This is a genomic window from Roseburia sp. 1XD42-69 (assembly GCF_003612565.1).
In the GTDB taxonomy this organism is placed as follows: Bacteria; Bacillota; Clostridia; order Lachnospirales; family Lachnospiraceae; genus Roseburia_B.
Genome location: NZ_RAZG01000070.1, coordinates 1 through 14,160 on the forward strand (window position 1 = coordinate 1; position 14,160 = coordinate 14,160).

Sequence of the window (14,160 nt, forward strand, 5' to 3'; positions counted from 1 at the left end):
TCCCTTATTCCACTCATTTCTGAAAATCAACCCTTTCCTGTCTATTCTCTATTGAGTTTCCGAGACCGCTCTAATTATCTTGTTTACACAAGTTATTTTATACGATTTCCATCTGATAAACCATAAAGGGCAGATAACAAGTATGTTAAAACTGCGTTAAAAATATGCCGGGCATAGCCCTTATACGGGCTGTTTTCCGGCATATATTTATCTTTATTATTTTTTAGAAAATGCAATCGTTACCACCGTTCCCACATCCACAGTACTTTCCAGACTGAGCTTTGCATGGTGGTACAGAGCACCATGCTTTACTATGGCAAGACCAAGACCTGTTCCACCTACCTTTTTGGAATGGCTTTTATCCACCCGGTAAAAGCGTTCAAACACCCTGTCCTGATGTGATATAGGAATCCCGATTCCCGTATCACGCACAATCACATTCACGCCATCTCCCGTCTGGTTTACCAAAACATCCACCGTACCATTTTCCTTGTTATATTTAATCGCATTGTCACAAAGGTTATAGAGCATTTCCTCCAAAATTTTATGCACGCCTATAATCTCTGCCCTGCCGCCAATCAAATGAAAGGTAATATTCTTCTTATCGGCTTCTTTTTCCAACCGTCCGATTACTTCCTTTGACAATTCATATAAATCCACCGTTTCCTTTTCATAAGGAATACTCTGCCCGTCAAGTTCAGAAATCTTAATAATATCATTGACTAACGTAATCAGCCGCTGTGCCTCATCATAAATGGATTTTGAAAAGTCAGTCACATCATTTTCCAGAACATCGCCTGCTTTCATCAGTTCGGCAAAGCCAGAGATAGACGTCAGCGGAGTTTTCAGTTCATGGGAAACATTTGCCGTAAACTCCCGGCGCAGCATATCCCTTTTTTCACGTTCCGTAATATCCAGAATAACCACAACGGCCCCAATTACGGATTCCTTCTCATAAACCGGATTGGCAATCAGACTGTAACTGCGTTCCTCCCGCACCATCGTATTCTCTGCCTTTATTCCTGACAATACATCGGATATAACGCCTCTGAACTCTTTTGCCCGGCAGAACAGCAGGACACTCCTGTCTGCCGGAGGGGTAATCTCAAGCAGGTTTAATGCGGCAGAATTATAGGTCAGGAGATTGGCGTCTGCATCAATAACCAGAAAGCCCTCACTCATATTTTCTGTAATAAGGTTAAATTCTTTCTGTTTTTTGCGGGCGTCCGCAAGCTGTTCCCCTATCGTTTCTTTCTGGTCTGCAATTTTCCGTAACAGAGGTGTTAATTCCTCATATGTGTCATTATTTTCCGGTATTTCCAAATCCAGTTTGTTAATTGGTTCTATAATGGCTTTTGATACCCTTGCGGAAAGCACCAGTGTTAAAATCAATGCGACAAACATAATGAATAAAATCGGCTGAAGCATCCCCATCAGAATGGTTACTACCGTATACTGTTCTGTCGAAACCCGCAGTATGCTGCCATCGGAAAGCCGTATGGCATAATTCACTGTTTTTTCCGTCAGGGTTTTGGAGTACCTCGTACTCATGCCCTTCCCCTCTTTCATTGCCGTTTTAATTTCATCCCTGTCGGCATGATTATCCAGTTCGGACACATCTGCCCTGCTGTCGAACAATACCGTTCCATTTTCATCAATCCATGTGATACGGTTATTTCCGGCAAGTCTGTTATTCTTGTTATCAAAACTGTCAAAATATCCGGCTCCCTCATTTTCAAGAGCATGTGCCAGAAAGCCGGCCTCATTGGCAAGCTCTTTCTGTATCTGCTTTTCAAAAAAATGAAACAAAAGCCCCATAATCAATGTAATGGTAGCTGCCAATACAAGACAGACGGTAAGCAGTGACGAACGAAAAATTTTTTTATTCATTCCAATCGCCTCCTAATTTATAACCGATTCCTTTTATAGTCTGAATGAGTTTTCCGGCATCCCCCAGTTTTACCCGCAGTTTCCGGATATGCACATCCAGCGTCCGGGATTCTGTATAATATTCCCCCCAGACACTGGTTAAAAGCCTGTCACGTTCCACTACATTGCCCTCTGCCTCCAGCAGAACCATCAACAGCAGATATTCCTTATAGGAAAGCGATACCGCTTCCCCTGATACCGTAATAATATGTTTTGCAGGATTAACATGCAGCCCGCCAATCGTATACGTTCTGTCATCCTGCGTTTTTTGGGAACGCCTCAGTACCGCCCGGATCCTTGAAATCAGTTCCATCGTTCCAAAAGGCTTTGCCACGTAATCATCCGCTCCCATATCAAGGCCTGTGACCTTATCAAATTCACTGCCTTTTGCGGTAAGCATAATCACAGGGATATGCGCAGTCGCTGCATTACCTTTCAGTTTATTCAGAATCGACAACCCGTCTTCTTCCGGCAGCATAATATCCAGCAAAACCAATTCCGGCAGTTCCGTATTTAGTCCCTGCCAAAATTCCTTTGGAGAAGAATGCCCCTGTACTTCAAATCCCTCTTTTGACAGCGCATAGCATACCAGCTTTCTTATATTATCATCATCTTCCAGCAGATAAATCATGTTAACCGATTCCTCCTTTGGTGGAGCTTTCCTTATTTTCAGGTCTTTTCCGATGCTCTCCGGTAATGGAATAAATAACCCATTCCGCAATATTTTCTGCATGGTCGCCAATCCGCTCAAAATATTTTGCAATCATCAGCAAATCCATAAGAGCCTCCGCATCGTCGTGTCTCTCCGTTATTGATTTTATCAACTCCCGCTTTACCTTGTCAAATAAATCATCCACGATATTATCATGTTCAATTACCAGCCAGGCAATATCCAGATTCATTTTTACAAAAGATTCAATACTTTCTGACACCATTTTGATCGCTGCTTCTGCCATTTCCCGGATATGGGTTTCGCCAAGCGTTCCCTTTTTTGCCACATAAGGTGCAATCTCCACAATATCCGATGCCTGATCTCCAATCCGTTCCATATCGGATATCATTTTCAAAGCGGCTGAAACAACTCTCAAATCTTTTGCCACGGGCTGCTGCTGCAAAATCAGTTTCAGGCAGAGGGTTTCGATATCACGCTCTTTTTTATCAATCTGCGTATCCGCATCCAGACACATATTTTTGCTGTTTTCTTCATTATCCGTAAGATATTTTACCGCATTGGTAATTGCCTCCTCGCATAAGGCTCCCATGGTAACAAGTTCTGTATTAAGCTGCGATAACTGTCTGTCAAATTTATTCCGCATTATCCAAACCTCCCTGTAATATAATCCTCTGTCCTCTGGTCAGACGGTGTGGAGAACATGGTCTGCGTATCATCAAACTCCACCACCTCGCCCAGCAGGAAGAATGCTGTCTTATCTGCAATCCGCACTGCCTGCTGCATATTGTGGGTTACCATAATAATCGTATATTTTTCCTTCAGTTCCATTGCTAAATCTTCAATCTTTGAAGTGGAAATAGGGTCAAGGGCAGACGTCGGTTCATCCATCAGAAGGACTTCCGGCTCTACCGCCAGTGCCCTTGCAATGCAGAGCCTCTGCTGCTGGCCGCCACTCATGCCCAATGCACTCTTTTTCAAACGGTCTTTGCATTCCTCCCAGATTGCCGCCTGCGTCAGGGAACGCTCCACGATTTCATCCAACTTAACCTTTGATTTGATTCCATGTATTCTTGGACCATAGGCAATATTATCATAAATACTCATTGGAAACGGATTCGGTTTTTGAAAGACCATGCCAACACGTTTCCGCAAAATGTTTACATCAATCCCCTTGTAAATGTCAATGCCGGAAAGCATAATTTCTCCTTCGATACGGCAGCTTTCCACCAAATCATTCATCCGGTTCAATGTTTTCAGATAAGTGGATTTTCCACAGCCAGAGGGGCCAATCAGCGCAGTGATTTTCTTTTCCGGGATTTCCATGTTGATACTTTTCAGGGCATGGCTCGCACCATACCATAAGTTTAAATTCTTTGTCGTGATAATGTGTTCCATAACTTTAACCTCGTTTCTGTTTCAGTCTAACCGCCGCTATCTTTGCCGACATATTGATAAGAAAGGTAAGTACAAGCAATATAGCGGCAACCGCAAACGCAACATCAAACTGCCCGCGCTCTTTCGCATATACATACATGGCAACGGTCAGGGTAGAACCCGCATTTCCCGCCTGCACTGCCTCTGGTACGGACAGCAGTTCATTTGCCATCCCTGCCGTAAAGAGAAGTGCGGCACTTTCACCTACCACTCTGCCCACCGATAAGATACAGCCGGTAACAATCCCATCAATGACACAGGGAATGACAACTGTACGAATCATATACCATTTGCCTGCCCCTAATCCAAGCGAACCTTCCCGGTATGCTTTTGGCACCGTTTTCAGGCTTTCCTGTGTGGTGCGTATAATCGTGGGCAATGTCATGATTGCCAGGGTGAGCGAACCGGCCATCAGACTGGTTCCCAGAGAGAAAAACTGCACAAACAGGAGCATTCCCACCAGTCCATATATAATTGATGGGATTCCGGCAAGGGTTTCTGTTGCCAGTTCAATGACCCGTACCAGTTTTTTATTCTTTGCATATTCGTTCAGATAAATCGCAGCCCCTACCCCAAGCGGCAGTACAATTACAAGCGTTATGATAATGATATATAAGGTATTCAGGATGTTTGGCAGAATCCCGACCGTACCACGCAAAAGGCTTGGTTTCGTAGAAACAAGCATCCATGAGATATGTGGAATGCCCCGGTACAAGATATATCCAATCAGTCCGAGCAGGAGAGAGCAAATCAATCCTGCTGATAAAACCATCATCAGCTTTAAGATAGTATCCTTAATTTTTCTTGCTTTCGATATTGTATCAGTCACATGTATTTCCTCCATTTTCCTCAAGAACGCTGTTTTTGCGTTCTTGATAGGTTTGCCTTAGTTCCACTTGGCATGGTATTTTCATGCAATAGTGGAACTTCAAACCTTTTTTTTAATTACTACATTTAATATCAGGTTAATTGCCATAATGAACAGAAAAAGCACCAGTGCGATGGAAAATAATGCCTGTCTCTGTAAGCCGGAAGAATAGGACATTTCACTGGCAACAGCAGTAGTCAGAAACCGGACGCTGCCAAACAGTTTCGGCATATTGGCAACATTTCCCGCTACCATCATAACCGCCATCGCTTCCCCGACTGCCCTGCCAATGCCTAATACAACCGCAGTGACAATGCCGCTTTTTGCGGCAGGCACAACCACCTTAAATACGGTTTCCGTCTTTGTCGCCCCCAGAGCAAGAGAAGCCTCCTCATATTCCTTTGGCACCGCCCCGATTGCCGTTTCCGATACGGAAATGACAGAGGGCAGAATCATAACAGCAAGGACAAGAATTGCCGAAAAGAGGTTTGCACCATCCGGGAGATGAAATATCTCCCTTACGCATGGAACAATGATGATCATTCCCACCAGCCCATAAACGACAGACGGGATTCCGGCAAGCAAATCTACCACATTCCTTACTGCACTGCTAACTTTCTTTGGGGACATCTTTGCCAGAAAAATAGCACATAGCAGTCCAATCGGAACTCCTATGAGGATTGCCCCCAGAGTTCCGTATACGGATGTCAGGATAAAGGGAAGGATTCCATAGGAAGGCTTTGCAGAAGTAGATGCCCAGACCTTCCCAAACAGGAAATCTCCCAGACCGATATCCCGTATTGCCGGAATGCCGCTTATCAAGAGAAATATAGTAATTAGAACGACAAACAGTATCGTCAGCAGACCGCATACCAAAAACAACAGGTTCATTGCCCTTTCCATCCACCTTGCTGTCTTTTTTATCTTTTCCATAACAGCCCCTCCTGTAATTACCGTTTGACAGGAACAGCACCTGCCTCTGTAATAAGGCTGTCTGCCTGTTCGCTGGTAGCGAAGTCGAAAAACTCCTGTGCAGCTTTAGAAAGAGCAGTGTCCTTTTTTGTGACCAGCACGAAGTTTCTCTGGACTTTGTATTTCCCATCCTGAATACTTTCTGTTGTCGGGCTTACCCCTTCCACGCTGACCATCTTTACCGTATCACCAACCGAGGCAACCGATGCATAGCCAATGGCATTTGGATTGCCGGATACCGTCTGCACGACATCGCCCGTAGACGTAAGTTCCTGTGAATACTTGCATTTATCCTTTGTGCCTGTCACTTCCTCAAAACCGTCTCTTGTGCCGGAAGCCGCCTCACGCCCAATACAGACAATCGGTGCGTCGCTGCCGCCAACCTCTTTCCAGTTGGTAATCTCACCACTGTAAATCTTCCCTATCTGATCAATTGTTAAATCTGTTGCCGGATTATCAGGATTGACTATGATTCCGATTCCATCAATGGCAACTACCGTTCCCTGTAAATCTGCTGTTTCATCTTCCTTCAGGTCACGACTTGCCAGTCCGATATCACATCTTCCTTCCGCTACTGCCTGTATACCGGAACTAGAACCCGTTGGATTGTATGTAACCTTTATATTTCCATGTTCCTCCATATAGGCTTCACTCAAAAATCCAATGACTTTCTCCATTGAAGTGGAACCGTCGGTGGCTATTGTTTGTGAACTCTTAGTTGTCTCATTTGCTGTACTTTTGTCAGTGAACGAACCAGCATTGCCGCTACATCCTGTCAATACCCCTGTCATAAGTGTAAAAACGGTTGCAATCATAATAAATTTTTTCATATTGAACACACTCCTTTGTTTTTTTTGTATGAACCAAGTATACCGTCCCCAATGTTAACTCTAAAAGTGCATATATGTTAATTGTAAGTTAATTGCACTGCAAAAGGCATAGAATATTTCATCTATGCCTTTTAACAACGGAATTATTTATCTGCCCTGTATATATTCCTCGTTTTGTCTCTGATACATAGGACGGTTCTCCCTTGTACGTTCTTCCGGTTCCATATCCTCCATGAAACTCTCCACCGCCTTTACATACACCTCTGCCAGCTCTAACGTACATATCCGGTTCTCCGGCATGATTTCCTCTCTTATTTCAGAAACCTTTACAGCCTGTTCCTTCTGCACATTCCAGAATCCCGCCAGCCTGTACTCCGTTCCCCGTCCGTTATAGTCCTCATACACCGGAACCACTTCCCCTGTGGAAGTCTGCCACGAGGCAATCTCCGGGAACGTGACAAGCCTGTCATGCTGAGGGAGAGAGGTACGGTACTCCCTTAACAGCCTGCCGAGAGGGGTATAGCCATAAGGGGAGGCGGCCCGTATATCCTTTTTTTCTTCTACAAACTTTGCAAACTTCCGCACCAGCGGAATCATGGATAACAGCTTATAAAAGAGTGCTTTGAGTTTATCCAGTACGTTGATGAAATCCAGACGCTTTTCAAACTCTTTATCCAACACACCGATATCCTCTAAAAACCCCTCTTTTTTTACCTGTATTTGTTCCTTTTCATCTGTTGCTTTCCTGACATCACGCAAAAGACGCTCTTTATCAGAATGAAGGATAAGCGTATCTGTTTTTAAGGACAAATTTTCCTGCCGTATTTCCTCCTGTTCTGCCATCAGTTTTTGTTTCATTTCCCTGCCTTCTGTTTTTATCTGTATCAAATCTTCCTCTGCTCCGATAATCTCTGTTTTCGTGTCAGACAACCGCCGTTCTGCTTCGGAAACTTCTTTTTCTGCCTGTTCCAGACGTTGGTTGGCATTAAAAAGCCTGTCCTGTTTTTCTTCAAGGAATCCCGCCACCATTTCCAGCCGCTTCGTTTCCTGCTGCACCTTATATTCCGCAACGGTCAGGTCATAGTTTTTCCCTTTCTGCTTATCTTTTACAAGCACTCCGAAGTGGATAAGCATTTCTACGCTTGCGGTCTGACGCAGGCTGTTCTGTAAAATATTCTCCAGCGTTTTCGGAGTGAAAACAGAGCGTTTGGAAACCTTTGTTTCCAGCCCGCGCTTAAATCCCCTGCCTATGGGAACGCCTACAACGTGCATATGCGGGCTTGCTTCATCAAAGTGGACTACCGCATTTGCAACTTTGAAATCCGGCATTTCTTTCTGCAACTGCTCCAGTAAGGTGTCATATACCTTGCAGATATTTTCTTTGTTTTGCTTTTCCTTATCTGTTTCCATAAAGACATCTTCCCAGAAATCCTTATCCCCGCACTGGAAAATAATCTCCACTGCCATGTCTTGGTTCTTGCCGGACAGATGTTCAAAATAATCGTCAATCCGTCGGTCTGCCCTTGTCTGTTTTTGGTTATACTGCTCCAGTGCTTCTGAAAAAGTGTCCTGATAGACTTTTTTCACATCCCGCATAAGATTTGTACTGCCAAAGAGCAGGACAATGTTCTCCCTGTCATACTCTTTGGAACGGTATTTCCGCAGGTTGTGTTTTGCCACACCGGACAGCCTGCCTTTGCTGTTGAGGGCACTTTTCCCGTTGCTGATATGGGCACTGTATGATACTTCATTCATCACATCCCCCTCTCTGCCGGAGGAATTTTTTTCTTATTTGTCATTTCCTTTCCGGCTGGTTTCCTTATCAATCATTTTACGTCTCCGATTTTCCTTTGGGCTGATGGGAACGTGGCGGGGTGCGGTTATCATTTCGGCTCTGCCGATAATGATAACCCCCTAGCATTTTTGTCAAGCCAAAAATGCGGGTGCCCTGCCGGGGGCTTGTTCAAGCGGGTGTATATCCAGCTTTTGCCTGTTATTTTGCCTGCCGGAGAAACCATCTGCCGCTGACCTGTATTCTGCCAAAGTAAAATACTGCGGATAAACATAAGTGCCAGCATGGTGTAAGTGGAACTGTTTGAGGGAAATGCGGAAAATGAGACAGACATCCCGACCATTACCCATGAGCAGTACACGGAGATAACGGATTATCTCCGTAAAAAAAGAAATCCGGCACTCCTGCCGGTGCAGATAGCCTATTATACTGGATTACGCATTGGCGAGGTATGCGGGCTGGCATGGCAGGACATCAACCTTGAGGAACAGTATCTTACCGTCCGCCGAAGTATGCGTTACAATGCCACCCGCCACAAGATGGAAATCGGTGCAACCAAGCGGAAAAAAATCCGTACAGTGGACTTCTGCGACACACTGGCAGAGATACTAAAAAAAGCCAGAAAGCAACAGCACAGAGAGCGTTTCCAGTGTGGCGAAATGTATTTCCGCAATTACTATCAGAAAGTAATGGAAAAGGGAAGGACGCATTATGATCTGTATTCTTTGCAAAGTACGGAGGAGATACCGGACGATTACGAAGAACTGTCTTTTGTATGTTTACGTCAGGATGGTTCCTATGAATCAACCGCAACCCTCTCCAATGTATGCAGGCTGATTCAGAAACACGTAGAGGGGCTTGAAAATTTCCACTTCCACCAGTTGCGGCACACCTATACGAGCAATCTGTTATCAAACGGGGCAGCCCCGAAAGATGTGCAGGAACTTCTGGGACACTCTGATTTAAGTACCACAATGAATGTTTATGCCCATGCCACCAGAGAGGCGAAACGGACTTCCGCAAGGCTTTTGGATAAGGTGGTGGGCGGTAATTAAAAACTTTCCCTTGTTTTGGTCCTATGAGGGCAAAAACAAGGGAAAATGGTTGATTTGATGATGTAATGGGTTTGATAGATTGCGTAAAATGGGGATTTTGGTAGGGAATGATAGTTTAATTTTAAATTGGATGGGAGAATTTTATCTTCCATCCAATAGCCCACTGAAAAACCATCTATATTAGATGCTTATAAAATCTTCCGTAACTTTTTCCGCAGATGGTCTAACCTTGCATAGATAGCACCCGTTGTCAATCCCACAAGCGGGGCAATTTCCTTTGTGGAATAGCCCTGCATTTTCAGCAGGATAATTTGCAGGGTACGCCTGTCCACAGTAAGCAATGCCCGATACAGAGTTTCGTCCTCAATCTCATCCAGTAAATCAGCAACAGTCTTTGGCTCGGTATTCTGTTCCCTGTCTGCCATCCCCTCAAGGTATTCGCCGAAGTCGCTTGTCCAATGATAAAACCGCCTGTTGGAATTGAAGTCTGCCCTGTCGTCTGTGCGGATTTGTTCAATGGTGGTTTCGTCAACTCCAGGCTCCCGCAATATTTTTTCCTCGGCTTCTTTCCAGATAAGCCATTTTCTGTTCTCCCGTCCGTTGTTGTATGCCATTCTTTTTTCCTCCAATCTGAATTTTAAAATGTTAAAATCCAGATTGGAAAGGCGGCGAACGGCAATGAATACCAGAAACAGCCCTGCGGCATATTCCGATAAAAAACGACAAAAGAAAAACCGCAAAGGCACTGTGACCTCTACGGTTATAGGAGATACATATTCTGTTAAATGGAGATTCTACTTCTGGTTTCATGGTGAGAAGTAGCGTTGCATGGGCAGGGATTTTTTTAACTGGCTTCCTGCCATTCCCCGATATGCTATGTATGGGTAAATTCTGCGTTGTATGAGCAGATAGATTACTGCCCGAAAAAAGGACATTAAAAAAACCTCCAAACTTTAAAACAGGTCTGGAGAGTGTCTGTCAAGTCTTTTCGGGCATAGCAATACTGCCCACCACACACCGTTTTTTTATATGGTGGACGTTCGCCTTAAATCCCTATGAAACAAAACAGAGCCAACGAACTGTGATTTTATTTCACAAGTTCATCGGCTCTGCGTCTATGCGTCCGGCTCTGTGATGACTGTTATCTGCAAATTTGTTACTTCAATCAATGTTTCCTGCTTACATTTTGGACAATAGAGAAGATAATTTTTCAATACTGTATCTTCTCTGATTTTATCACGGGTTTTACTGCCGCAAACAGGACAACGTATCCATTCTGTTCCATAAATGACACTCATATTTTATCCGCTTTCCAATCCCAAATACTTAATTGCCTACTATCGTCCTTTTCTTCAAAGAAATGCAAATAGTTAAATATTTGCTCTTGGTCATGCAAAATTCCATTTTCTTCGCATTTTCGGTGAAAAAGCCGCATTAAATTTTTGCTGTTGCCGCTTTCTATCATATACTGATTTCCGTATGTACGGATATATTTTTCTTTCAGCCCAGGAAATAATCGGTCTAACTGTTCATAAAAATACTCTCGATTTCCTTCTCGGAGAGTTAGCCCCATTCCAAAGCAAATAACGCCATAAACCTTTGCCTCAATACACATATCCAAAATACCTGAAATATTATCTTCAGTATCGTTAATAAACGGCAAAATTGGCGTCAGCCATACAACTGTCGGTATCCCTGCGTTCCTTATCTTTCTCAATACTTCAAAACGCTCCCTTGTCGTACTTACATTCGGCTCAATCTTTTTGCACAAATCTTCGTTGCACGTTGTCAAAGTCATTTGCACAACGCACTTGGACTTTTCATTTATTTTCTGTAAAAGGTCTAAATCCCTCAGTATGCGGTTTGATTTTGTTATGACCGTAAATCCAAAACCATGCTCACATATTAAGTGCAGAGCCTTCCTGACATTCCCTATTTCCATTTCCAGCGGAATATAGGGGTCTGTCATAGAACCTGTGCCTATCATACACTTTTTTCGCTTATGAATAATAGCATATTCCAACAAGTCAATCGCATTTTCTTTGACTTCAATATCCTCAAAAGCGTGTTCCATGTGATAGCATTTGCTTCTGGAGTCACAATAAATGCACCCGTGTGAGCAGCCCCGGTATAAATTCATTCCATTTTTAGCAGATAATATCCCTTTAGCTTTCACGAAGTGCATCGTATGTCCTCCCTGCATTTAGGCGCAATTTTTCCTATGTGCTTTCAGTTTTTTCATTGCCCAATCATAATGGCTTGCTGTAACGCTGACAAAATAAGAACCCAGCGTGCTTCCGCCTACCCATTTATAAACGCCTTTCGAAAACAATTCCTCGTTTGAAACAATTTCCGCCAGATTTATTACTTCGTTATGGGATTTCTGGAACATATTCTTTGCGTCCTCTAATGATGTAGACTGATGCTTTTTCCAAAATTCCACATTCATATCTCCATAGGTTTTCCAATTATACGGTTCTGGAAGAAACGGTTTATTATCACCGTTCTGATTGGAATACACCCAGTTTAACAAAAGCTGATGCCACTCATAGAGATGGATGAAAATATCACGAAGATTTTTATCTCTTTTCCAGTGAGCTTCTTTCTTTTTTTCATCACCCGAAAAATCAAAAGGCGTTGATAATTCTTTTTCTGTCAATCCAGAAACAAGAGTGTTTAACTTTTCATAATTAGCGGCTGCGGCTATTAGTAAATCTGTTTTTGTTGTTGGTCTGCCCATATTTATTTTCCTTTCGTTTTTTCATACTATGTTGCTATTTCTCTGTATCTGTAACTTTATATCTCAAGATAGTTTTTAAATTGGCTTTGTCTGTACGGTTAGCATTATTCAAATATATTTCACGGTGTTCTTTTCCCATACGCTTATATCCGTGTTCCATACAATATCCGTCCATAATCTCAAATGACGCAGGCTCATCATCAAACGCTCCTTTATGCAATATTTGAATGCACCTGCCATCGCAGATTGTTTCAAAAGAAATATCGGTTAGATACGGAATATTTTTTCTCACCTTTACTGTCTCTAACGCATTATCAAACATTTTTCTGGAAATAAAATCTGGTTGTCGTATCATGATGCGGTACTGCAATTCTTCTTTTACCAAATATTCTTTTTCAGAAGCCATACTCCACATTCCCTCTAAAGGATATACGGTATAATCTGTTATTTCGTTGCTTTTTGGAGCAAACGCTTTATATGCCATCTTAATTTTATAAGCCATCGAAAACAGGGCGGCAACTTTATCTGAAAAGATTTCATCATTAGGATTTCCTCTGCCAGAAAGAATGATATATTTTTGAGCGGGAATATCAAGCACGCAAGGTTTTGCTTTTACACCATATATTTCTTTCTCATGCTTTTTCCATTCATGTTTCATTTTCAGCCCTCACTTTCCCAAATAGAATTTACAGGTAAATTATATCACGCTTATGCTGACACCCTATGTCAAGTTTTATATTTTTCATAGATTTTCTGTGCCTGTTCTGCCACGATGTCTTTCAGATATGCAGGCTCTATAATATCTACTTGCGTTCCAAATGACAATAAATACCCTATAAGCCATTCATCTTCTGGCATTTGGGCAGATACGATTAAATCCCCATTTTCTTTTTTGCTTACCATCGTTTTGTCAAATTCATCGTAAACACGATATGACATATTTTTCGGGAAACGCAGTACGATTGTGTTGTAGCATTGCTCCAATGTATCATCTAATTCTGGAAAGGGGCTTTTGCAAAAAATTTCCGTGAGAACTTCAAAATCTATGATACGGGTCAGCTTAAAAATACGATAATCCTGTTTTTCCGTACAAAATGCTTTTAAGTACCATGACATAGACTTATATGATATTTTTAGCGGCTTAACAACTCTTTCGCTAATTGTTCCGTAGGAATTTGCATAAGTTATTTTTACGCACTTTTGATAAATTATCGCTGATTTTAGCAATTCAAATTTCTCATTGTCAGTTCCCTTGTTGCCCCATCTGGAAAAATCTACTTCAAGCCAGTTTTCCGAACTGATACAAAAGATTGCAGAAAGCTTTTGCAATGTTTGATTGATGCCAATATTGTTAGTAAGATTGATGCTTTGCAGGGCTGTTAGAATTTCCTGCTTTTCTTCTTCAGACAGCACTGCTTTATCTAAAACAAAATCACTCATTAAATGAATGCCACCGTTTCGCCCAGCTTCTGCATAAACAGGAATACCTGCACCACTCAAAGCATCAATATCTCTGTAAATTGTCCTTACAGATACTTCAAATTTTTCTGCTAATTCTGGAGCAGTAGCCTGTCCTTTATCAAGTAAATGATACACAATCTTAAATAATCTGCTTTCCTGCATTGCCAACTCCTCCTTTGATAATAGAATACCATCAAAATCCTGACACCGTATGTCATCATTTATTATAATCATTTCTTTACTCGTTATCAACTGACTAAGCATAAATGAACTTTATTCTGCTCAAAGCAGGGATAATGAGTAACGCTTTTCTTTTCTATATTCCCTATATTTCTGTGTTGTTTTCCAGATTAAAAGAGCCGCCAATCTTCAGATTATTTTAGCACCATATAAAATTGATGTAGTT

The 14,160-nt window shown here is 42.4% G+C and carries 14 protein-coding genes and 1 pseudogene; 1 reads left to right on the forward strand and 14 read right to left on the reverse strand.

The features are described from left to right. Positions 1–216: 216 nt before the first annotated feature. The 8 genes from D7Y06_RS20555 to D7Y06_RS20590 form a co-directional block, all read right to left on the reverse strand. On the reverse strand, positions 217–1,890 hold the full coding sequence (locus tag D7Y06_RS20555) for a sensor histidine kinase (RefSeq protein WP_120409519.1): 1,674 nt from the start codon (positions 1,888–1,890) through the stop codon (positions 217–219). Continuing rightward, on the reverse strand, positions 1,883–2,560 hold the full coding sequence (locus D7Y06_RS20560; protein ID WP_120409520.1) for a response regulator transcription factor: 678 nt from the start codon (positions 2,558–2,560) through the stop codon (positions 1,883–1,885). The genes D7Y06_RS20555 and D7Y06_RS20560 overlap by 8 nt, the downstream gene beginning before the upstream one ends. 1 nt (position 2,561) lies before the next feature. Then, a complete protein-coding gene (gene phoU, locus D7Y06_RS20565; RefSeq protein ID WP_120409521.1) occupies positions 2,562–3,245 on the reverse strand; it encodes a phosphate signaling complex protein PhoU in 684 nt (227 codons plus the stop codon). Continuing rightward, a complete protein-coding gene (gene pstB, locus D7Y06_RS20570; protein ID WP_004060638.1) occupies positions 3,245–3,997 on the reverse strand; it encodes a phosphate ABC transporter ATP-binding protein PstB in 753 nt (250 codons plus the stop codon). The genes phoU and pstB overlap by 1 nt, the downstream gene beginning before the upstream one ends. 4 nt (positions 3,998–4,001) lie before the next feature. Then, positions 4,002–4,865, reverse strand: coding sequence for a phosphate ABC transporter permease PstA (pstA, locus tag D7Y06_RS20575; protein WP_016285450.1), 864 nt, complete (start codon positions 4,863–4,865; stop codon positions 4,002–4,004). Positions 4,866–4,964: 99 nt separating this feature from the next. Next, on the reverse strand, positions 4,965–5,837 hold the full coding sequence (gene pstC / locus D7Y06_RS20580; protein ID WP_120409522.1) for a phosphate ABC transporter permease subunit PstC: 873 nt from the start codon (positions 5,835–5,837) through the stop codon (positions 4,965–4,967). 17 nt (positions 5,838–5,854) lie between these two features. Continuing rightward, entirely contained in the window at positions 5,855–6,706 is an 852-nt protein-coding gene (locus D7Y06_RS20585) for a phosphate ABC transporter substrate-binding protein (protein WP_004060642.1), read from the reverse strand. Positions 6,707–6,853: 147 nt separating this feature from the next. Next, the gene (locus tag D7Y06_RS20590; protein ID WP_120409523.1) at positions 6,854–8,461 is read right to left on the reverse strand and encodes a plasmid recombination protein; all 1,608 of its coding nucleotides are present in this window, start codon (positions 8,459–8,461) and stop codon (positions 6,854–6,856) included. A 330-nt stretch (positions 8,462–8,791) separates the two neighbouring features. Here D7Y06_RS20590 and D7Y06_RS20600 point away from each other — a divergent pair. After that, a pseudogene (locus tag D7Y06_RS20600) lies at positions 8,792–9,553 on the forward strand (site-specific integrase); the annotation flags it as partial. 188 nt (positions 9,554–9,741) lie between these two features. Here the strand turns inward: D7Y06_RS20600 and D7Y06_RS20605 are convergent. The 6 genes from D7Y06_RS20605 to D7Y06_RS20630 form a co-directional block, all read right to left on the reverse strand. Beyond that, positions 9,742–10,167: an RNA polymerase sigma factor gene (locus tag D7Y06_RS20605; protein WP_120409525.1), complete on the reverse strand. Its 426-nt coding sequence runs from the start codon at positions 10,165–10,167 to the stop codon at positions 9,742–9,744. 501 nt (positions 10,168–10,668) lie between these two features. Next, positions 10,669–10,851 carry a cysteine-rich KTR domain-containing protein gene (locus tag D7Y06_RS20610; RefSeq protein ID WP_120409526.1) on the reverse strand — a complete coding sequence of 61 codons (183 nt, stop codon included), beginning with the start codon at positions 10,849–10,851 and terminating at the stop codon, positions 10,669–10,671. Next, positions 10,848–11,738 (reverse strand): SPL family radical SAM protein, encoded by an 891-nt coding sequence (locus tag D7Y06_RS20615; protein WP_120409527.1) that lies wholly within the window; start codon positions 11,736–11,738, stop codon positions 10,848–10,850. The genes D7Y06_RS20610 and D7Y06_RS20615 overlap by 4 nt, the downstream gene beginning before the upstream one ends. An 18-nt stretch (positions 11,739–11,756) precedes the next feature. Continuing rightward, positions 11,757–12,293: a ClbS/DfsB family four-helix bundle protein gene (locus D7Y06_RS20620; protein WP_120409528.1), complete on the reverse strand. Its 537-nt coding sequence runs from the start codon at positions 12,291–12,293 to the stop codon at positions 11,757–11,759. A 34-nt stretch (positions 12,294–12,327) separates the two neighbouring features. Next, positions 12,328–12,951 (reverse strand): GyrI-like domain-containing protein, encoded by a 624-nt coding sequence (locus tag D7Y06_RS20625; RefSeq protein ID WP_016305771.1) that lies wholly within the window; start codon positions 12,949–12,951, stop codon positions 12,328–12,330. Positions 12,952–13,019: 68 nt separating this feature from the next. Beyond that, positions 13,020–13,916, reverse strand: coding sequence for a helix-turn-helix transcriptional regulator (locus D7Y06_RS20630; RefSeq protein WP_120409529.1), 897 nt, complete (start codon positions 13,914–13,916; stop codon positions 13,020–13,022). Positions 13,917–14,160 lie beyond the last annotated feature (244 nt).